18 protein-coding genes, 3 tRNA genes and 3 pseudogenes are annotated in these 20848 nt (G+C 56.9%); 11 read left to right on the plus strand and 13 right to left on the minus strand.

From position 1 onward, the window contains the following. The 3 genes and pseudogenes from FPP74_RS05810 to FPP74_RS05820 all read left to right on the plus strand — a co-directional run. On the plus strand, positions 1-161 hold a 161-nt coding region (locus FPP74_RS05810), incomplete at its 5' end, for an integrase core domain-containing protein (protein ID WP_144717423.1). A gap of 138 nt (positions 162-299) precedes the next feature. Then, on the plus strand, positions 300-737 hold the full coding sequence (locus FPP74_RS05815; protein ID WP_095553535.1) for a hypothetical protein: 438 nt from the start codon (positions 300-302) through the stop codon (positions 735-737). A 56-nt stretch (positions 738-793) separates the two neighbouring features. Continuing rightward, positions 794-1154, plus strand: a pseudogene (locus tag FPP74_RS05820) (transposase); the annotation flags it as partial. On the opposite strand, the pseudogene FPP74_RS05825 reads toward FPP74_RS05820, so the two are convergent. Then, positions 1138-1630 (minus strand): annotated as a pseudogene (locus FPP74_RS05825) (integrase core domain-containing protein); the annotation flags it as partial. The pseudogenes FPP74_RS05820 and FPP74_RS05825 sit on opposite strands and share 17 nt — an antisense overlap. Positions 1631-1777: 147 nt before the next feature. On the opposite strand from FPP74_RS05825, the gene istA reads away from it, so the two are divergent. Both istA and FPP74_RS05835 read left to right on the plus strand, forming a co-directional pair. Then, on the plus strand, positions 1778-3418 hold the full coding sequence (gene istA, locus FPP74_RS05830) for an IS21 family transposase (protein ID WP_144717425.1): 1641 nt from the start codon (positions 1778-1780) through the stop codon (positions 3416-3418). Positions 3419-3421: 3 nt separating this feature from the next. Then, positions 3422-4189 (plus strand): ATP-binding protein, encoded by a 768-nt coding sequence (locus tag FPP74_RS05835; protein WP_095553534.1) that lies wholly within the window; start codon positions 3422-3424, stop codon positions 4187-4189. A 94-nt stretch (positions 4190-4283) separates the two neighbouring features. Here the strand turns inward: FPP74_RS05835 and FPP74_RS05840 are convergent. Both FPP74_RS05840 and FPP74_RS05850 read right to left on the minus strand, forming a co-directional pair. Continuing rightward, positions 4284-5021 (minus strand): annotated as a pseudogene (locus tag FPP74_RS05840) (IS3 family transposase); the annotation flags it as partial. A gap of 508 nt (positions 5022-5529) precedes the next feature. Further along, positions 5530-7233 carry a hypothetical protein gene (locus FPP74_RS05850; RefSeq protein ID WP_144717427.1) on the minus strand — a complete coding sequence of 568 codons (1704 nt, stop codon included), beginning with the start codon at positions 7231-7233 and terminating at the stop codon, positions 5530-5532. Positions 7234-8004: 771 nt separating this feature from the next. On the opposite strand from FPP74_RS05850, the gene FPP74_RS05855 reads away from it, so the two are divergent. Both FPP74_RS05855 and FPP74_RS05860 read left to right on the plus strand, forming a co-directional pair. Beyond that, on the plus strand, positions 8005-8619 hold the full coding sequence (locus FPP74_RS05855; protein ID WP_143340149.1) for an SGNH/GDSL hydrolase family protein: 615 nt from the start codon (positions 8005-8007) through the stop codon (positions 8617-8619). A 227-nt stretch (positions 8620-8846) separates the two neighbouring features. Beyond that, a complete protein-coding gene (locus FPP74_RS05860) occupies positions 8847-9050 on the plus strand; it encodes a hypothetical protein (protein WP_143340148.1) in 204 nt (67 codons plus the stop codon). 362 nt (positions 9051-9412) lie between these two features. Here the strand turns inward: FPP74_RS05860 and FPP74_RS12220 are convergent, their stop codons facing one another. From FPP74_RS12220 to FPP74_RS05880, 5 genes are all read right to left on the minus strand, one after another. Continuing rightward, on the minus strand, positions 9413-9571 hold the full coding sequence (locus tag FPP74_RS12220) for a hypothetical protein (RefSeq protein ID WP_158221614.1): 159 nt from the start codon (positions 9569-9571) through the stop codon (positions 9413-9415). 157 nt (positions 9572-9728) lie between these two features. Further along, positions 9729-9881 carry a helicase-related protein gene (locus FPP74_RS05865; RefSeq protein ID WP_095553530.1) on the minus strand — a complete coding sequence of 51 codons (153 nt, stop codon included), beginning with the start codon at positions 9879-9881 and terminating at the stop codon, positions 9729-9731. Positions 9882-9941: 60 nt separating this feature from the next. Then, entirely contained in the window at positions 9942-11072 is a 1131-nt protein-coding gene (locus tag FPP74_RS05870; RefSeq protein WP_233126943.1) for an AAA family ATPase, read from the minus strand. Then, positions 11059-11835: a DUF6414 family protein gene (locus FPP74_RS05875; protein ID WP_198947141.1), complete on the minus strand. Its 777-nt coding sequence runs from the start codon at positions 11833-11835 to the stop codon at positions 11059-11061. Before FPP74_RS05875 ends, FPP74_RS05870 begins: the two co-directional genes overlap by 14 nt. Positions 11836-12192: 357 nt before the next feature. Continuing rightward, positions 12193-14637, minus strand: a complete 2445-nt coding sequence (locus tag FPP74_RS05880; RefSeq protein ID WP_095553529.1) for a DEAD/DEAH box helicase — start codon at positions 14635-14637, stop codon at positions 12193-12195. Positions 14638-15339: 702 nt separating this feature from the next. On the opposite strand from FPP74_RS05880, the gene FPP74_RS05885 reads away from it, so the two are divergent. After that, entirely contained in the window at positions 15340-15789 is a 450-nt protein-coding gene (locus FPP74_RS05885; RefSeq protein ID WP_095553527.1) for a Panacea domain-containing protein, read from the plus strand. 587 nt (positions 15790-16376) lie between these two features. On the opposite strand, the gene FPP74_RS05890 is transcribed toward FPP74_RS05885, so the two are convergent. From FPP74_RS05890 to FPP74_RS05900, 3 genes are all read right to left on the minus strand, one after another. Next, the gene (locus FPP74_RS05890; RefSeq protein ID WP_095553526.1) at positions 16377-17075 is read right to left on the minus strand and encodes a type 1 glutamine amidotransferase domain-containing protein; all 699 of its coding nucleotides are present in this window, start codon (positions 17073-17075) and stop codon (positions 16377-16379) included. A gap of 9 nt (positions 17076-17084) precedes the next feature. Further along, entirely contained in the window at positions 17085-18083 is a 999-nt protein-coding gene (locus tag FPP74_RS05895) for an NADP-dependent oxidoreductase (RefSeq protein ID WP_095553525.1), read from the minus strand. Between the two features lie 181 nt (positions 18084-18264). Continuing rightward, positions 18265-18337 (minus strand) — tRNA-Asn (locus tag FPP74_RS05900). Between the two features lie 123 nt (positions 18338-18460). Here FPP74_RS05900 and FPP74_RS05905 point away from each other — a divergent pair. Beyond that, a tRNA-Ile gene (locus tag FPP74_RS05905) sits at positions 18461-18534 on the plus strand. Positions 18535-18606: 72 nt separating this feature from the next. Here the strand turns inward: FPP74_RS05905 and FPP74_RS05910 are convergent. Next, complete coding sequence (locus FPP74_RS05910) at positions 18607-19080, minus strand: hypothetical protein (protein WP_143340146.1); 474 nt, start codon at positions 19078-19080, stop codon at positions 18607-18609. 167 nt (positions 19081-19247) lie between these two features. Next, a tRNA-Asn gene (locus FPP74_RS05915) sits at positions 19248-19320 on the minus strand. Positions 19321-19444: 124 nt separating this feature from the next. Here FPP74_RS05915 and FPP74_RS05920 point away from each other — a divergent pair. Next, complete coding sequence (locus FPP74_RS05920) at positions 19445-19894, plus strand: hypothetical protein (RefSeq protein ID WP_095553523.1); 450 nt, start codon at positions 19445-19447, stop codon at positions 19892-19894. Positions 19895-19917: 23 nt separating this feature from the next. After that, the gene (locus FPP74_RS05925) at positions 19918-20844 is read left to right on the plus strand and encodes an ornithine cyclodeaminase family protein (protein ID WP_095553522.1); all 927 of its coding nucleotides are present in this window, start codon (positions 19918-19920) and stop codon (positions 20842-20844) included. The last annotated feature ends 4 nt before the right edge of the window (positions 20845-20848 follow it).

Consider the following 20848-nt stretch of genomic DNA (forward strand, 5'->3'; position numbering starts at 1 on the left):
CCCAGGGCCCGTGGACATCAGTAGGAGAAGTCGAGCTAGCCACCCTGCGGTGGGTGCACTGGTGGAACACCAAACGTCTTCACGAGGCGTTGGACTACGCCACCCCACAAGAAGTAGAAACCGAGTACTATCTCACCGAGCCCATCAACACAGGGCCGTAAAAGAAGCGGAACCAAACCCAGGACGCTTCAAAAAGCTTTGGTTGTGAACCCGCCCCGCGACTCAATGGTGCGTAGCGTTGGTGATTTCAAGTACGTCTATATGTTGATTGTTTATTCCTTGGAAGTAGACTTGCTTGCATGTCTGATTTGCAGAAGTTGCTTGAGCCCGATACCCGTCCCGCAGTGGCCCAGGATCTGGCCGATCTGGCAGAGATCGCCACTACCAGCCAGTCTGGTCTTACCGGGATGGCATTGAGATCCGCACTGTCCGCTAGCAGGAAGGCTGATGCACAAGGAGTCCCCAAAGGCATGAGCAAGGTGCTTCCCAAGGTTGTTGAGGGGCTAAACCCTCATTGGTCGAAGTTCCAGGCCGAAGGGGGCACAGATTTTGGCAGCTACCTTGCCGACCACGAGGACGAGGTCGTCGAGGACTTGGTCAATACTGCCGACGCTGTGGTGAATGCAGCGCCGGTCCCGGTAAAGAAAGTATACGTTTCGCTGCGCAATAAGGCGGCGAATGTTGTCAGCCCTTCCCTGCCCAAGCTCGGCCAGATCGTACAGAAGCATGCGGAGTAAGTGAGAACGTAAGTAGCGTCGTGACAACTTTGAGTTTCCATAGGGGACCGCCGGCCAAGGTTTGGCGCGACGCGTGGGAGCGGGGGGTACCGTTTCTGCAGTTCCCACCCGCGGCTAGAAACCCGCGGCTAGAAACTTGCTCTACACGACCAACTCGATCGAGTCGCTCAACGCTGAGCTGTGTAAAGCGACTCGCAATCGGGGACAACTCCCCAATGATACGGCGGCGCTGAAAACGCTTTGGCTGATGATCTGCAACATTGAGGACAAGCGTGCTGCGCAGCGGGCGAAGAATACCAAGCGCGCTACCGACGGCAACGACTATATTGAAGGCGCGAAAGCCATCGGCGGAAACAAGCCATCAACCAACTGAAGCGTCCTGGGTTTAGTTCCGCTTCTTTTACGGCCCCGTACTGACGGGCTGCGTGAGATAGTACTCGGTTTCTACTTCCTGTGGGGTGGCGTAGCCCAATGCTTCGTGAAGTCGCTTAGTGTTCCACCAATGCACCCACCGCAAGGTGGCCAGTTCGACTTCTCCGACCGACGTCCACGGACCTTGGGCATGAATCAGTTCCGCCTTGTAGAGACCGTTGACGGTCTCCGCCAATGCGTTGTCATAGGAGTCGCCGACTGTTTCCACACTCGGGCGGATTCCTGACTCAGCTAGCGCAGTGGAATACTTCAGTGACACATACTGGCTGCCCCGATCGCTGTGGTCAATGAGGCTGGTTTCCATGGATTCGCCCTGCAGTCGTTAACGCATGCTCCAAAGCCTCCATCGGCAGCGCATCGGTACGCATCGTCGAGCGTGTAGCGACACCAACAATTTTTCGGCTGAATACATCCACGACAAACGCGGTATAGGCGAATCCTGACAGGGTGCGAACGTAGGTAATGTGTTGCGCGCGTGCATTTAGTAACACCGTGGTGAGTATCGAGTAACGCGATGGTGAGTATCGAGTAACACTGCAGTTTTCGGGGGAAACTCTTTGGTGACCGCGTGACTTCAGGGCACGCGGCATTGCCAAAGGAGTCCGATTGTGACTGACTACAGGGCGGTGATGGACCTTGTGCTCAAAGGCTGGTCCGTTCGCCAGATCACAGCGGCGATGGGATGCTCGCATTCCACCGTGCAAAAAGTTCGTAAGATGCTGCAAGCAGAGCAGATCACGACGACGGCCCAGCTTGCTGGGCTCAATGATGAAGCCGTAGCTGTGCTGTTTCATGATGGAAGATCCACAGGTCAGGGTGTGTTCGTCCCGTTCGATTTCGATTCCGTGGTGAAAGCACGGACCGGAAGATATAAGACCACGCTGCAGGTCCTGTGGGGCAAGTACACCTCAACGCCAGCGCTGCCGGGGCAGCGGTACTACAGCTACGAGCGGTTTCGCCAGCTTGTGGCGCAGCATGTTGATGCCACCGGGGTAACCGCCCGGATCGTGCACGCACCAGCTCACACTATGCAGGTGGACTGGGCAGGAACGAAGATGCGCTTGTTCGACCCCACCGGGGGACGTCCAAGCAAGCTCAGTGTGTTTGTCGCCTCGCTGCCGTATTCCGGGATGCTGTTTGCTTGTGCGTGTAACAACGAACGACAACAAGCGTGGCTGGACGCGCATATGCAGGCGTTTGAGTACTTCGGCGGGGTGGCAGAGGTCATCGTCCCGGATAACGCCTCGACGGCATCGAACGCGATCAGCGCCGCTGATCGCAACCGTCGTGTCAACACCACCTACGAGGAGTTTCTGGAGCACTACAACACCGCTGCGCTGCCAGCGCGGGCGAGACGGCCGAAAGACAAGGCCAATGTTGAGGCAGCGGTCAAAATCGTTACCCAACAGGTCATCCATGCTCTTGACGATCATCAGTGCGTCAGCCTTGATGAGCTCAACAGTCGCATACTCAAACGAGTTGACGCGATCAATGCGCACACCCCGTTTCGTGGCAACACCACCAGTCGGCGGCAGCTGTTTGAAGAGTTTGAAGCAGAGTTGCTCACTGACCTTCCCAAACAGCGGTGGCAGCGCACGGAATGGAAGCGGGCCAAAGTCGCTCCCGACTTCCATATCACCGTCGCCAGCGTGCATTACTCCGTGCCCTACACACTTGTCGGCCGCACTGTTGATGTACGCATCACCGGCAACACGCTTACGGTCTTCGATGCCGGCGAGCGGCAAGCAGTACATACGCTTGGGCACCAACACGGCGCCTTCGTCACCGATACCGACCACATCCCGCCGCAGATGGCCAACACCCATGGACTTTGGACCTGTGAATACTTCCTGCGCGAAGCTGCCCGGGTAGGACCGCACACCCGCCGGGTCATCGCTGAGCTTATGGATGCGCGCCCAATCAAAGCACAAGCGTTCTTCTCATGCCGCAACGTGCTTTCCATGGGAAAACACGACAACAAGCCCGTCTTGGAAGAGGCCTGTAGACGGCTCGTCGACCTTGACGGCCGACGTCAGGCAGTGTCCTACACCGCCGTGAAAAACATGATGGCAGCCGTGCGCAAAGAAGACACGGTACGCACCACCACACAGCCTCAACCCAACGCGCGAGATGCCGCTGCCACCTCCACCACCGCAAAAGCGCCTAGCAAGCGTGATACGCGCGGTGCGTACCTCGGCGGCGCGGAGCAGTTCAGCATCGAAAACCTCACAAAGAAAGGAAACAACTAACCCATGGATGCGCCACAACCAGCATCAACAACCGCACGATTCTTAGACGAATCAGTCCTGCCCATCTTCACACAACTGCGGATGACCGCCTTCGGCCGCACGGTCATCGACATTGCCGCGGATCAAGCATTCGACCAGTGGAGCTTCTCCGACAAAATCCTCTACGCGCTCGATAAAGAAGTCGCGGCCAGGCACGAAAGACGAGTCAACAAACTGCTCAAAGCATCACGATCGCCAAACCCCGATGCTTGTGTTGAAGACATTGTCTACACGCCCAGCCGCAACATCAACAAAGAGCAAATCGCCCGACTTGCTCAATGCCAATGGTGCCAGGATTCGAAAAACGTTGTCATCCTGGGCAAATCCTCCGTTGGCAAGACCTACCTCGCCCAAGCACTGCTCAACGCAGCGTGCAGAAAGGACTATTCCGCTAAGTTCTTCCGCACCGACACCTTGGCCAACCAGCTTGCCGTGCTGCATCACTCGGATCCTGAACGCATGAAATTCCTCGAGGCCATTCACAACACCGATGTGCTCGTACTCGATGACTTTCTCACCACCCCGATCAACGAAGCCACCGCACACCAACTGTTGACCATCATTGCGGAACGAGAAAACCGAGGAGCGACCATCGTGACATCCCAGTTCGCCCCCATCGAATGGTGCAAGTCCATCCCCGACGCTGTCATCGCTGAGTCGATCCTCAACCGGCTCGCCGTCGGCGCCGAGATCATCACACTAGAAGGAGACAACATGCGCCTAACCCACTAACCCCACCCAACCCCAAACGCCCGGGTGTTACTGGATACTCACCCGGGCGTTACTCGATCCTCACCATGGCGTTACTAAATCAGTGGTCTGAACAGGTAATGTCGGCAACCCAAAGCCTGCCTGGCGCTTGTGCACGAAAGTCTCGCTGCACTAGGTCCGGGCGATGATCCGGTGTCTTCGGGCTAATCGTTGTCACAGGGGTTCGTCCACGTCGGCGGCCGGAAACACCTGCGAGTTTCATCAACCGGGCAGTCTTATCGCGGCCAATATGAAAGCCTTCACGGTTCATCGCGTGCCACATTTTGCGGATGCCGTAGACCGAGAAATTCTCCGCATGCACACGCTGTATCTCTTCGGATGAGCAGGCTATCGCTTAAGGCCCTTGCACTGGGAACACGTGTGGTGGCTTTCCGGTAGCCGCGTGAAGTAATGAATCCACGATCTGCTTGTTTAAGGACTCGGCAGATGGCCCTGGCCCCAAATTGATCTTTGTACGCGTCGATGTAGGAGATCATTTGGTCGTGGGTCGGTCGAGTTCCGCTGCGAAAAAGCCGAGGCAGTCTTGAGGATTCCGTTTGCTCGTTTCAGCTCACGGTTTTCGCGGCGCAGACGCCCCAAGCTCTTCTTCGATTGTTTCGCCGCCTGAAGCGTCAGAATTATCGCGTACTGAAGCGCTGTCACGGTACCAAGCCCGCAACGTGTGGTGGGATACTCCAAGAAGCTCCCCGACCTCCGTGTAGGCGCGTTGCAGTGAGCAAGACTCCAGGCGGACCATTTCGATGATCTGATGGACCGCCTTCTCCTTGAATTCGGCGGAATATTTTCTGGGCATAGTGCCAATCCTTCCTTAGCAGAGGTAGGAACTAAACCCAGGACGCTTCAAGACACCGCTACCGGATACTCACTCAGGCGCTACCAGATACTCACCACACCGCTACCATTTCAGTCTTCTGAACATTCACCCTGCGCCACAGCGAGATCGAAGCCTACCACCAAATAGGACGACCAGGCCTCTTCGACAACGCTATAGACACCGACTACACCCACTCAATCGGCATCAAAAAACCAAATCTAACACCCCCACTCATGCCGAGCCAGACACACTGACCCTTAATCCCAAACATGACAGCAGATAACTCAAGCCGGCGAGAAGCATCGCGATGTTTCGTTACGAAATGGTCTCAGGCACCAGCTACTGCCGCGCAATAGTTGGCAGCCCCACCATTGGAGGGGGACCGCCAATATCCGCTACGGAAGAAACGGAATAGATTTGGTCAGTTCCCCTACACAGCTAAGCAATTTGTCGGATAGCGCTTAGACAAACCGCGCCTTCATACAGCTTAAAGTCTCAGCGACTTCGTACTATACGCAAATCGAATGCGGTCCTCAATACTGAGTCGCTCACTAGCAACCAGCCCCAAACGCACCAGCGCGACGATGAATTTTAGTGATATTTTCGCCTTCGCAGGGGATTCTAGCGAGGTAGATATTATGTGCTTCAAATCTGATTGATTGAGATAGTCACGAATGGCCGGGTGACTCAATGCCTCCGCAGCTTCTTCTCCAAAAGTCCGAAGACCGTATACTTGTTCTGGCGTGATCCCCAGTCGTTTCGATTCCAGTTGATCATTCTCGGTGATTTCATCCGGTAGGATTTCGTAACCCCTCAAGAATCGCGGTTCTAAATTAGGCGCCACAACCTCATTTCTCCCCTCTGGGAAATGGTATCGGGGAGGGTCGAAGCGTTCGCTCCGGTAGATGGCGGGGATGCGCTCATGGCCCGAACCATGAAACGGGTAGTTCAATAAGTAGGGGGCCATTTTGCGCATCGCGTCAAGACCAACGAAATTTGCGCGACGGCGATACCTGTCGAGTGTATTTGCAGCCGAGATTAATTCAGGACTGTAAAGGATGTCAAACCTCAGTTGTGCCCGCGAGCTCCAGTATGCGAGCTGGCCGATCCAGAATCTATTTCTCCCTTTTAGGTACAGGTAGTTACCGAGCTGGTCGTCACGCGCTCCAGCATGCCGCCCGCGCTCGAAAACACCTTCAACCCGGTCTTTAACTTTCGTTTCAAATTCGGGAAGAAAGATCCGCCGACCGTCTATCGACCAGGTGTATATCGGGTACTTGGAGAAAACCGCTTCAACGAAGCTTGTACCTGTAACGCCCTTATGCAAAAGCTCTTCAGAAATCAAATAGAAATCTCGGAAGGTTTCCCCGTACCCTCCAGATAGGGACGTAACAGGAGAGCGACCTGCAAAGTCCCGCGTGGAGTGGTTTATGGTACCGGAAGAATCTCGGGAACCTTCAAGACAACTGAATAAGAAGTTTGTATTTTCCTCAACCACAGAAGAGACCGGGTATATCCAGCTGATGGGCCTGCCACAGACTCTCGCAATTCCACAGGCTGTCTCCCACTCGCTTGAAGACTTCAAGCTGTAAAACGAAGCCTTATCTAGAATTTGTGCGTTATTCAGTCCAGATATTACGAGCCTGGAGTCAAACCCACCGGTAATATCCGCATAGATCTCCCCTTGCGAGGCTTTGGCGACAGCAAGTGCATTGTTCCTAACATTCCGCACACCCTCGCTTATCAGATCCTCGTATTCATTTCGGTTTGCGCTGTAGCATTTGTGATCTACCCCCAGCAGGTGTTCATCGTACGAACCATCAGGATTTAGTTTGATAACGGTGTCCGAGGCAATTAATTGGAAATCCTCAATAGGGGAGTCCGCGCCCAAATAGCCTGTACCGACACCTATGGCCCCCAGCTCGAATAAGGGATCCCTCTTCGTGACAAACCCGAATGAAGTGAGAACTCCTCTCAGGGATTCCACATCGAAACCAAACGCAACGACCCCATCGCCCTGGTATCGGAAAAGCATTCCACCCCCCAGAGGATCCGTCAGAAGGTAAGTCACCTCCGATTCACCGTCAAGAATTGAAGCTGTGAAAGAGCCTGTGCTAGCCGCAATGATTTGGGGGAGGTCATTCGCATCCCTACTGGATAGAACGGATTGTAGGCCAATCAGGTCAGACACAAACGTGCCTGCCACACGACCGCCACCACTAAAACTCTGAACCTCCAGATTTGCGCTGTCGGCACCGACTTGGCGGCCTCCAATCGAAATCCACCGCGACCTGTTCCAGCTATCCCCCACCGGGGACTCTTCTAGACACACATATACTGGACTATTGAACAAAGGCGTTCCTAACTGTTGGCTATTGTGAGGTGGCTCTACCTGCACGTCAAATCGAACTAAATCGGCGCTTCCACGAGCATACCTCGCCGACAGTATCAGCGAATCACTGTACATAACGAAAATTTAAGGGCCTATGGCAACTGATGAACCCCCAGTTCGTAAGCTTGACCCTGCCATAACATTGCAGCATCCGCTTTCGACAGCAGCCTCCACTGCGCTAATTTTTACACAAACTCTGATACCCTAAAGAATCCTAGGTTGATCCCCGCGGACAGTTAGCGTATGTCCATACTGAGAGTCGCGGGATCCAACTTTGTACACCTAAGAGATCAGGGAGTGAAACAGCGCGCGATGGATTCAAAGCGGTACATTAGATTAAAGGAATGGGGCCTTTCGCAGGACACGTTCAAAACCCCCCAGGACTCTTATTTGGAGCATACTGATGGTTCCCTTAGTTGCGAGCCCTACCATCTACAAACCGATTCAGCAGGTTTTATCAGAACTGGGAATACTATCCCTAACCCCGAGTCGAAGCGGAAAATAGTTATGCTCGGCGGATCGTTTGTAGAATCTCTCTTCTCTAGAGAGACCCTGCGGTTCCCTTCGCAAGTGGAGAAGATCCTCAACGAAGATGGGCATCCATTTCAGGTTTTAAATGGGGGATACTCTGGAGCAACTTTGCTTCATGTGTACAATATCGTCCTAAATAAGGTAATTCCTCTGTTCCGCGACACGGAACGTGTTTTGTTATTTACTTCAATGAGCGATAATCGCCCTCAAATTGACGCCGACTCATATTGGATTAAGCACAAAATGCATTCGCCCATAGTGCATGATCGAGCCACGACGTCGTATGGGAAGCAAGTCCCTGCGAACACCGAGCCGCAATTCGCACTTCTCCGCTCACTCATCGCGCTTTGTAACGAATTTGGTCAAGAACCAATCGTTGTTCTTTCCCCTTTTCGGTACGCCCCCTTAGGGGCGGATAGTTTCCTGACGGATCTCTTCCGCACCGAAGAAAGTCTTTCAAAGTACCGGGATCGATACAACGAAATTAACGAAACGGCTAAAAGGGCTGCACACTCCATGAATGTCCGCACTATAGACCTTGCCGCTGCTCTAAGCGGGAGACCAAGTCTTTTTTACGATACCCTCCATCTGAATCCCTTAGGCCACACTGTGGTTGCCGAGCTTCTAACTGACGAGCTAAAAAAGTTACTTTGATTTCGCTCGGTAGGTCTTTAACAGTTGAAAACAGTTTAGGATGTTGATTTGTGGTGGTTTGTGTCGCGAGTCCGCCAAGTTGGTTCCGGTGTTCCGCACGCCTGGTACAGAACGGGTTTTTTCATTGTTAATGTTTGCGTGAAATCACACTACGATGGTGTCGCGTCACCCTCTACTTAGAAGGTCCAGATCCTCAGCGCGATCAATAGGGTGAGCATTTCGCAGGCGTGATCCACAACTACCATTCGGGTAAAGACAACGTTCTTGGCGTCCTCTATCCTGCCGCAATGCTCGGCAGCAAACCCATCGGTTTTAAAGGCGCCGAGGAGTCTTTTGTAGAAAATCACGACGTGAGCGACGTGGTGCAGTCGCACTCCGACTACTACGAGAAGGTCAAGCTGGTAGGCAGCAGCCCGGCAGTAGGTGCGTAGGAACGGGCCGTTACGAATCGGTGCTTTGGAGCCGTGCGTGAAAAGCCGGGGAACAGCACCTTGGCGGTTGTGCCGACCCGGCTGGACGTCATTGTGACGGTGCCGAAGACGGAGAGGTGGCCGCCTGGGGCTGCGGAGATGATGGCTCCGCCGCCGGCGCGCACCGAAGTGGGGCTGAGCTTCTCCGGGGTTGGGTGAAGACTTCCAGCACAGTGTGCCCAACCAATTGTCTTCGACCTTTACTGCGGGACGAGGTACCCCGGTGGGCCGCACCTGGGGTGGGCCTTGCACGCTCTGTCGGATACGCAGAGGGTGCTGTGGCCGTCTCGGGCGTTGTAGATCTCGCAGCGCACGTCTCCTTGTCAGTTGGAGTAGGTGTGCGCGGAGGAGTGGGCTGCTGGTGCGGTCGTGGCGAACGCTGCAGCAGCAAGGGCGAGGGTGGTGCCGGCGAGTGCGGCGGTGCTACGTGTCTTTATGGTGACCTCCCGGGGATGGTTGGAGTGTTGGATGATGTGTGCCAAGTGTCACTTAAGATGGTGGTGGGTGGGGGATCGGGCAAGCGTCGATAGGCGAAAGCCCTGGGGTGAAGCCTTGCTTTCGCACGTCGCTGCTGCGCTTGCGGAATGCGGCGCTAAGCGCGGGCACGCGGTGGTCGTGGAAGTCGAAGGTGGTGGTGCCTTAGATGACGCGGCCGATTTGCTGGATGATGTTGCCTTTGAGCGCGACTGGGGACGCGAGGATGAGGGCGTCGAGAGTCGGGAGGTCTATGCCTTCGCCGGCGATCTGCGTCGTGGTCATGAGCACGACGCAGGGGCGCGATGGTGAGTGCATTCAAGGAATAAATTCCCTTATCGGTGAAGCTGCTTTCAAATCAGAGTCTCACAAACAAAATCACTGACACTTTCTGTTGAGGCGTTCCCTTACGATGCTCAAGTTAATGGTGGAACCAATTAGTCTTGATAGCTCTCTAATGTTCTTGTGCTGCCTAAGCGCCTCTTGCAAATTCGACTTGAGCTCTCGCTCGTTGAGTAGCTCCCTTTCATCGTCATGTAGATGGGACATTTGTTCATCTACCACTTTGTCGATGACGAATGCAATCTCGGAAGCGGTAAGTTGTTGAAACTCGATCATCGCGTCAAATCTTGAGGATAGAGGATCCCCCAATTCTTTTGAGGCTTCTTCTCTGCTTCTATAATTCGCAGTGCAGATAATCACTGCGGGCCCCACCTGTGCGCTGTAATTTTTGTCAACGAACACACCGTCATCAAACAATTGGTAAAACGCGCTATGAAGAACTTGATTTGCTTTGTCGAACTCATCGAGGAGTATGGCACCGTTGTCTCGCTCAAGTAAGTCGCGCGCAAAAGAAGCTTCGCTGTGCTCTCCTCCAAAAAGATACGGGAAGAACTTTTGACTGTTAAACATGGAGAACTGTTGCCTGAAAAGCGTTCCTCCGCATAGCGAGTTAATTAATTTTGCAGTTTCTGTCTTGCCGACACCAGATGGGCCATAAAAAAGTAGGACAATCGGCTTTCTTTGACGCTCTCTCGTAAGGGGGTAGAGGCTAGCGACGAGTTCTTCTTTCATCGCCTCTTGGCCGACAATTTCCTCCTGAAGCCTGTTTCTAAACTTTAACAACGCATCCCAATGAGGCCGTGGATATGTAAAGTGTTCTTCGGAGACTTTTTCGTAGACTTGTTGGAGCTGCTTTACCAAAGGTGACGGTGGGTTCTGAAGGATGAGTTCACGCGGATCTATCGATTGAATCATCGATGAAAAACTATTGATCGCCCCCTCTGTCAGCATGGCATAATCAGTGGTTTCAGCATATATTGAGCGTGGTCCCTCAAGAGGAGCATCATCTTTTACGGTTTGCCCATCGGAACTTACGTATATGTGCTGCCGTTGAGCATCTCTCTCCCTCACGATTTCAGCCAGAGACTGTGCATTTTTCGGTAGTTGCTCCAGAAACCAGTGAGACGGCCCGTAAAATACGCGGATGTTTGACTTAGTCTTGCTCACTGGGCTTCACTCCGGCAAATAGCACATCATAAACATTTAGCGTATTGGTCTTCTGCGCTTTTGGCCCATCTAGTATGGAGGACGGCGTGTGTTTGGGCTTAGACGTGTTGGGGTCGAGCTCAGACTCTGCGTCGAGACTGTCCTCTGCTGTCGTTCCAACCCTGATGCCGTGGTATTCTAGATTCATCCGTGGAAGATCAGGCAGCCCGTAATTGTTGCGGAAAGCCTCTAGGTTGAACCTCAATACGCACTTTTCTCCATCGTCGCGGGATGCGATCATTTCGTAGTAGCCCTTGGCGCTCGCCAAGACTTCGTCCATCCGCGAAAAGTCAAGCGGTAGTCCCTCATCTTTAATCAGGTTGATATATGGAGAAAACATTTTGACATGGGTAAGCGACTCTGGTGCAGGTGTCACCGAATAGCCGTTGAGTACCGTAATGCCTTTTGGGTTTTTCGTCTCCCTAAGGTAGTCGGTCAGGATTGTGTTTGAAAGGGTTTTGCTGAGCAAGCTACGTTTGCTTCTTCCCAGCTCTCCCTCGGCGGAGGCATCTACCCCAAAGGAAAAGAAATTGAGCCACTTGAATTTTGCGCCTGCCTCTGCTGCGGCCCTGGCAGCGGCTTCGTTATTCCGCTCCGCGATGTTCGTTTCTTCCTTATACACCTGCCCTCCTAGTCTCATATCGAGAAAATCAGAAGCAGAATCCTCGTCAAAATAGACTACCTTTACAAACGGTTGCCCAGGTGGTTCACTGCGTTTAGCCATATTCGCTCCTTGTCGTCATACTTATCTGGGGCGGTAGTGATCAGATCTGTCGGGCAAGCTGACCCCGCCTAACCCTAACCGTAGCCTATACGTTCGACCGGTTGCTGTTTCTGTTTTGGATCTCGTGCTGTTGGCTTCCTGAGGTGGACCGGTGTCGTGTGGCACCGGTCTTTTTGAAGATTGGGCAAGCGTGGACAGCCGAGTAGGAACCAAAGCTAATAAATAGTTAATCAATAATTGCTGCTCGGATTTTTGCACTGCGGTGCGAATGGATTTCCTCCCTTGGGACTCATGAGCTGCGTTTGAAGGCTGAAGTGGTCATCTGAGGACTGCCACCGGAGGCTGCACTTGTTGTCATTATCGCGATCGTGAACGGGGGATCTGGCAAGCGTCGATAAGCGAAAGCCCCGGGGTGAAGCCTTGCTGGCGCACGACGCGGCTGCGCTTGCGGAATGCGGCGGTAAGCGCGGGCACGCGGTGGTCGTGGAAGTCGAAGATGGTGGCGGAAGCTGTGGCGCCGCGGGTGACACGGCCGATCTGTTGGATGATGTTGCCTTTGAACGCGACTGGGGCGGCCAAGACGAGGGCGTCGAGAGCCGGGAGGTCCACGCCCTCGCCGGCGATCTGCGTCATGGCGATGAGCACGAAACGGGGCGCGGTGGTGAGCGACTTGCGGGTTGCTGTGCGGTCTTTCGCGTGCTGCGCGCCGTGAAGAGTGAAGACGGGGACGGGTAGGTCGGGGTGGTTGCGGGTGAGGAGCGTTTCGAGCGTGGTGATGTGTTCGCGGCGCTTCACCAGGACGAGGACGTTCTTACCACTAGTGGCGGCGCGGGCTATGGTTTCGGCGATGAGAGCGTTGCGGGCGGGGTCGGCGGCAAGGGCGTTGTCGAGGTCCGGCCAGTAGAGGTGCGGCTCGTCGAAGGTGAAGTCGGTGGTCTGCACGACGTAGTGCTTTGGGCCCGGGCGCTCAATCTCCATGGTGTGACGGATCGGGCCGCAGATAAGCGGTAGGAGGGCGTCAAGGCCGTCGGAGCGGAACGGAGTGGCGGTAAGCCCGGTGACGAAGCGGACATTGAGATCCGCGAGCACGCGGGTAAGCCCGGCGGCGCCAACGCGGTGGCACTCGTCGATGATGATGTAGCCGTAGTCGGCGAGGAAATCCGTCCGGGAGTCGGTGCGGCTGATCGACTGGGAAGTGATGATGTCGATGTCGCCGCTGAGCTTCTTCGACTTACCGCCGTACTGGCCGATGGTGGAGCTTTGTGTGGGGCTGTTTGCGGGGCTCTTGAGGAAGGTGGTGAGCGCGTCGCGCCACTGGCCGGCGAGCTCCACGTTGGGCACGATAATGGCGGTGGGGACTTGTCGTTGCGCGATCAACGCGCAGGCCATGACGGTCTTGCCCGCACCCGGCGGGGCGACGAGGATGCCGGTGCGATGTTTGCGCATTGCGGCGACGGCTGTGCGCTGTTCGGACCGCAGCTCGCCAGTGAACTCTGTGGGCATGATGCGCGGCTTTGGGGTTTTGCTGCGGCGGGTGACGGTGTAGCCGGCGGTTTTGAGGATGCTGATGGCTTCGTCGAGAGCGCCACGGTCGAGGGTGAGCGTGCCGTCGTGTTCGTCGAAACGGATGATCAGGCGCGGTGTCTGGTAGGTAGACAGACGCTGGGCCTGGCGGATGTAGAACTGCGGGTTGGGAATCGCGCCGAGGTGACGAAGTGCGGTGGCGGTGGTGGGGTCGACGCCCTCGAGACTGATGTGGACCCGGGAATCGTGCGTGACTCGGACCTTCCCGGAGCGTTTGAGCGCTTTGAGTTCTGCCTTGGTGGGTGGTTGGGGCAGTTGGGTCTCCGGGTCCGGCTCGAGTGCTGAGACGATCTCTTTGAGCTGTTGTATGGAGGCTTTGGTGGTGTTGGCGAGGGCGGCGAACTGGTCGTCGGCGGACTCGAAGTCGTTGTTGACGAAGACGGTGCGCTGCTCGGCTCGATGCTGACCGGCGAGCGGAAGTGCAATCAGGTTGCCGAAGCCACGGCGCTTGCCAGGCAGCGTGTCCTGGGAAGGAAAGAAACGGTCGAAGCTGGCGAAGTACTGCTTCGGGCTGGCCTTGGCCAGCAGTCCGATGCCTACGGTTCGGGCGAGGGAGGCCGGGACGGGCTCGTTGAAGAAGAGCCATACGTGTGCGCCAGTGCCGGAGCGGGAGAGCTCGATGAGCGGGTCGAGGCCGAACTCGCGACAGATTGTGGCGTAGGCGCGGGCCGCGGTGCGGAAGTCTGCATCGTCGAAATCGCACGCCAGGAGGAAGCAGGTATCGCCCTTGCACAGCGGGTACAGGCCGACGTGGAGGGTGTTGTCGCGGCGGAGGTGCTGCTCGAGGATTTGCGGGGTGAGCGGCTTGAGATTCGGGTTGTTCCGGTCGTAGCGTCCGTAGGAGGCGGGTGACCAGCCTTTCTTCTCGCCGTTGCGCCAGGCGGTGGCGAACACGTCCTCGCGGCCGCGAAAGTAGTCCGCGAACAGGCGGAGCTTCGCGTCCGGGGCGGTGGCGTTGGTGATTTTTGTGGTTTCTGCCGGTGTGCTTTTGGCTTCGGGTGCGGGTTCAGCTTGAGGTGCGGTTTCTGGGGCCAGCGGGAGCCGTGGAGCGGGGGTTTCTGTGCGGTCGGCGCTGGCGCTGCGGGATTCGGTACGGCGGTAGGTAGTTGTGGGCGCTGATTGCGTGAGGAAGGTCTCGAAGTCGTCGGTGCCGAGCAGTTTGGCGAGCGCGCGCTCCAGAAGCTGCACGCGGGCCTCGAGATCCTGCGCATCTGGCATTGGTGCTCCACGGAGTTGTGAGTGTGGGATTGTACGAGGTCAGTGTAGTTGGTGCGGAGAGTTTGGAATAGAGTGACTACCGTTATGGTGATAAACGATTGCCACTCCGAAGTGAGTATGTGGGTAGAATTTTCGCGAGGAGGGGGTCCCAAATGCAGTTAGAATTGAAGCGTACGAATGATGCAGAGCTGAGCGTCCGGAAGCGGAGCCTTTTGTCCGAGTTCGAAGCGTTGTTAGGCGAAAAAGATGCTGCACCGGAAAACTTACGGGTCTTAGCGGATTCAGGGGCTCTGACTCAGCAAGAACGCGCCATCTACGATGAATTGTGTCGCGTAAAGATTCTTTTGCAGGAGGACTGAATTTTGGGCGGGGGACTCAACAATATTCGGATCGGAAGGCACAGGAAGCGGTAAAATTCCTCCAGAATGCGCTAGACCTTGTTCTTGCGAGTTTCCCCCTTGAGACTCCAAATGACTTCGCGGCTTCAGTTGAGTTAAACGAAGATCGTGGAACAATTGTGGGGGGATATTCTTGTACCGCTTGTTCATGGAGCGGGACAATATGACATTGACGTTTCTGCTTCGGTTGGGAGATTTTTTGGGTTCGAATTATTGAAGCCACAATCTGCCGAGCATCTTACGTAATAGCATTGGTGTCATGCCGGTGATGTATCGTTGGCGATGCGACGAGAGGAGGAGCACAATGAAACAGCTAAGCGCACGGCAAATTGCTGAATGGTTTGTAGCATGGGCCGAAGAAGTTGATGGTGCGGACATTACGCAACTCAAGCTGCAAAAGCTTCTCTACTACGCAAAAGGGCTGTACATGCGATCCTCAGCCGGACTCTCGCTCTTTGCAGATCGGATGGAGGCTTGGGCTCATGGGCCAGTGGTGGTCGACATTTATCACCAGGTCAAGAGCTATGGAAAGCTTCCTATTGACCCCAACGAGTTCGTCTCGAAAGATTTTAACTGGGACGATTACCGCGATGTTGAGCAAGTGCTGATCGAAACCTGGGATAAATACGGCCCATACTCCGCCTGGGCATTGCGCAACAAGACCCATGCTGAGTCCCCGTGGCAGAAGAATTTCGTAGACGGCGAGCGAGGAGCGGAGATCTCTGACGCCGACCTCAAAGAGCATTTCTGCTAGGAATGAGTAGTAAGCGTAAGGGGTCTCGGCCTTCCCGAGGAAAGCCAAGTGCTCCTGATCAAGATGTTTTAGCTTCACTGCGCGGTCAAAAAGACGAGTATCCGCTCCTTTCGATGAGGTTTCTTCAAAAGGATTGGGGTTTTAGTCCCTTGGACGACTCTATGCGCCTCGCCTTTCTGGAAAAGTGGCATAAACGATCGTCGTTCACGTGGAAAGAGTTGGCGCAGCACCAGAGACATGGATTGGGGTCGGAGTTTATCCCGAGTAGCCAAATCAAGCCAGCAATTCCCCGACAGTTCCAGGACGTAGAAAAATTTAGAGTTTTCCGTCATCAAGGAAACCTGCCATTTGTTGGTTGGAGGGATGGGGCCATTTTCTATCCCATCTGGATCGAAAAGGAATACAACGATCTTTACAACCACTCATAGTTGGCCCGGAGCAGCGCAAGAAGCCCTAGCGCAGTTGCGGTAGGGCGAACAGCATCTGCGGTGGCGGAAATGAGCCTTAACCGCCCTTTGGGGTGAAGAGTCAGCTGTAAGAATTCAAGCGCTGGAGCCCCAATGGGCGGCGAGGCCTATCGTCTCCGTTTAGGCAAGGTCTTTCACGAGGCGCTCTGCGAGCTCCTGCGACGATGCCGGGTTCTGCCCGGTGTAGAGGTTGCCGTCAACGGCGACGTAGGGTGCGGCCGGCTCTGGTGCCTTGGTGTACTCCGCCCCCAGGGCCACGAGACGGTCCTCGAGCAGCCACGGTGCCTTGCCGGCGAGCCCAGCGGCGCGTTCTTCATCATTGGAGAACCCGGTCAGCGTCCGCCCGGAGAACGGGGAGCCACCCTGCGCATTCTCGGTTGCAAGGACAGCGGCCGGGGCGTGGCAAAGAAGGGCCACTGGCGCGTTGTCTGCCATGCGCTCGGTGAGGATGCGGGCGGACGTCTCGTTGACCGCGAGGTCCTCCATCGGTCCATGCCCGCCGGGGTAGAAGACGAGGTCGTAGTCTTCGACCTTGACGTCGTCGAGATCAAGCGGTTTGGCCAGAACTGGCTCCAACGCCTCAAGTTTCGTTGTTACCGCTGCCAGGGTCTCCGCGTCGCCTGCGCTGTCATCCAGGCTGACCTTGTCTACGGTCGGAGCCTTGCCGTCCGGCGTTGCCACGTCCACGTCCCACCCAGCATCGGTGAAGATCGAGTACGGGGTCACCAGCTCTTCGGCCCAGAAGCCGGTGGGGTGGAGCGTGCCGTCGTTAAGCGTCCAATGCTCCGCTGCCGAAACAACCATCAGTACCTTGGTCATGGTGTCCGCCTAAAATTTGACGATCATTTTGCCGGTGTTGCCGCCCTCGAACAGTTCGAGGAACGCCTTCGGCATGGTGTCGATGCCCTCGCGCACCGTGGTCTCGTAGCCAATTGAACCGTCGACCACGAGTGGGGCGATCTTCTCCTGAAACTCCTCGGCAAGGTGGGAGTACTGGCCAACCACGAATCCGCGCAGCGTCAGGCACTTGCCGATGGCAAGCCCCAGGTTGCGCGGGCCTGGCGCCGGTTCAGTGTCGTTGTATTGGGCGATCGCCCCGCACATCGCGATGCGGCCAAACGTATTCGCGTTCGCGATCGCAGCTTCGAGGTGGTCACCGCCCACGTTGTCGAAGTAGACGTCGACGCCCTCGGGCGCAGCATCGGCGAGCTGGCCTGTCACGTCGCCGTCCTTGTAATTGAACGCCTCGTCGAAGCCGAGGCCGGTGATGTAGTCGATCTTTTCCGCGGAACCCGCAGACCCGATCACCTTCGCCGCGCCCAGGTGCTTCGCAATTTGTCCTGCCGCGGAGCCCACGGCGCCTGCCGCGCCTGAGATGAACACGACATCGCCCTCCTTCATCTCGCCGACGGCGGTCAGCCCGACGTATGCGGTCAAACCTGTCAGGCCCAGAATGCCCAAATACGCCTCGGCAGGAGCGATGCCGGTGTCAATCTGTTCCACCTGGTCCTCGTGCAACACAGCGTGGGTGCGCCACCCAGCAAAGTGCCGGACCGTGTCGCCCACCTTGAACTCTTCCGAGCGGGACTCTGCGACTGTGCCGACAGCAGTGCCGGTCAGAGGCTGGTCGATCTGAAACGGCTCGATGTAGGACTTCGTGTCGTTCATCCGGCCGCGCATATAAGGGTCGACGCTGGCGAAGGTGTTCTCTACAAGAATCTGGCCATCGGCCAGTTCAGGCAGCTCTACCTCTTCGAGTCGGAAGTTCTCGCTGCTCGGCGACCCCTCGGGGCGCGAGGCGAGAACCCACTGCTTGGCTGTAGTCAACGCATTCCTCCTTCATGGTGGTTCTCTCGGCGCCACCGCGGGCCCGTTCGGCGGGCCCGGCCATGGCACCTGAATACTCGTTGGAACGTCGTGCGCGACGCCGTTATTCCTTACCCCAAGCCGAACAATGGAAAACACCCCGCGACCAGCGTCCAGGCTGGTTGCGGGGTGTGTGCAAGCGCTCCTCCAACTGGGCTCGAACCAGTGACCCTTCGATTAACAGTCGAATGCTCTGCCAACTGAGCTATGGAGGAAAGTGTAACGATTATAAGAGGAAACGCTGCCGAATGGAAAATCGGCGAGGGAAGCGACGGGGCCGGAATTCGTATGCCACGGCTCGCGCGGTATAGTTTTTGGAGCGCATCGACGCTCAGAGAGGGGCTATAGCTCAGTCGGTTAGAGCCGCGGACTCATAATCCGCTGGTCGCGGGTTCGAGCCCCGCTGGCCCCACAACACAACCGGTGGCAGGAGAACACTTCCTGTCACCGGTTTGTTGTTGCGGTGGCGGTACTAGAACCCGTACTAGAACCCGGGGAATAGGACCTTGGTGGCGCTGCCGACTTGGATCAGTGCCATTTTGATGGTGTCGAGGACGAAGAGGTCGCCGCCTGGTGCTGCGAAGACGGTGGCGCCACCGCCGGAGCGTATGGACATGGGGCTGAGCTTTTGCGGGGGTTGGGTAAAGCCTTGGTTCCAACACAGTGTGCCGGCCCAGTCGTCTTCAACCTTGACGGCGGGGATGAGCGCTTCCGGTGGGTTGCATTCGGGGTGGGCCTTGCGGGCCTTGTCGGACACGCAGAGGGTGGTGTGGCCCTGTGGGGTGTTGTAGATCTCGCAGCGCACGTCGCCGCGTTGGTTGGAGTAGGTGTGCGTGGATGCGTGAGCTGCGGGGGCGGAAAGGGCGATGGCTGTGAGGGCGAGGGCGGCGCCTGCGAGCGCGGCGGTAGGGCGAGTGTGCATGGTGGTCTCCGGGGATGGTTGGATGATGTATGGCACGTGTCACTTAGGGTAATTGCAGGCACGGGTGACGGCAAGAGGAAATTGGGGGCTGCGCTGTGGAGGGATGGCGTAGGGGTGAAAGTAATGTGCGGAAAGCCTGCGCATACGCTTAACCCCGCACTATACCGACTCTGTCGGTATAGTGCGGGGTTTTGCAAGTACTGCTCCTCCAACTGGGCTCGAACCAGTGACCCTTCGATTAACAGTCGAATGCTCTGCCAACTGAGCTATGGAGGAATATTTACGTTGCCATTCTGTGCAACGGTTAATCATTCTGGCGTATATCTTTTCAAAAACAAAATCGCCAGTTCAGAAGGGGTAAATCGCGCATAAAGTACGCGCAAGTGTTAGTGTTTGATTCATGAATTCACGCATCATCGCCGCCGCTACCGCGCTCACGGTGGCCACTGCTTCGCTCACCGCCGCACCCGCCCACGCCGCGAATGGGGACACCGTCAATCTGGGCGGCATGCCTGTGGTCCGCCAGGACGCGTCCGAGATCGTGGACAGCATGAGCTCGGTGAAGAACAACTACGAAAAGGCCGCGGGCTCCAGCCTGGACGACCTGGTCGCGGGCAAGGGCGGCTCCTCCGAGCAGGGCAAGTCCACCACCACGGAGGTTGTTCTTTCCGTGCTGTTTGGCCTCGGCGCGGTCGCGGTGACCGGCTACTACATGGTGCAGGAGGGCATGATCCCCAACCCGCTGCCGGGCGTGCTGCCCTCGCCGCAGCCGAAGCAGGACCAGGACAGGGACAAGGACGACTCGCGCCACCTCGACGACGGCGCAGCCTCGCTCAAGGGCCGCGTCTAGTCGCCTCCACGTAGGGTGGGCCCATGCGTTTTATTGATCACGATGACGTCTTCCGCACGGTGTCGCCGGCGGAGGCCGTCGAGAAGCTGCGCCAGACCCTCGCCGCGGGTTTCGACCCCGCCACGGACCCGCTCCGCACCAAGGTGCCGCTCCCGCACGGAGAGATGCACCTCATGCCGTCGGCGGCCGGCACCGCGGTGGGCGTGAAGATCCTGGGCATCCAGCCCGCGGACTCCACGGTGGACGTCCCGCTCGTGCAGGGGTCCTACCTGCTCATGGGCTCCAAGACGCTCACGCCGCACACGCTTATCGACGCCACCGCGCTCACCACCCTCCGCACCCCCGCAGCCTCAATCGCTGGGGTGCTGGACCGGCTCACGGCCTCGAACGAACCGTTGGACGTGGCCATCTTCGGCACCGGGGCGCAGGGCCTCGGCCACGCCGCCACCCTGGAAAGCGTCCTGGAAGGGGTGCGCGAGCCGCGCATCACCTTCATCTCTCGCACGGAGCCCGCGGACCTGGCCTACCCCTGGGCCGCTTCCGGCTCTGCGGCGGCGCAGGACGCACTCGCCCGCGCCGGGCTGGTCATCACGGCGACCACGTCGCCTGAGCCCATCGTCACGGGAGCGGAGCTTCGCAAGGACGCCACTGTCCTCGCCGTCGGCGCCCACACCGCGGACGCCCGCGAGCTGGCCGCGGACGTCTTCACCGGCGCGCAGGTGATCGTGGAGGACCCGACCGTGGCCTACCGCGAGGGCGGGGACGTGGTGCTCGCCACCGAGGAAGGCACCGTGCGCCGCGAGGACCTCATCACGATGGCTCAGGTGGTGCGCGGCGAGGTCGCGCTCGACCCGAGCCGCCGCGTGGTGTTCAAGACGGTCGGCATGCCGTGGCAAGACCTCGCCACCGCCCAGGCCGTCGCGCAGGCGGCCGAAAACCCGTTAGAGTAGTGGG

Source organism: Corynebacterium sp. NML180780 (genome assembly GCF_007786415.1).
Lineage (GTDB): Bacteria > Actinomycetota > Actinomycetes > Mycobacteriales > Mycobacteriaceae > Corynebacterium > Corynebacterium gottingense.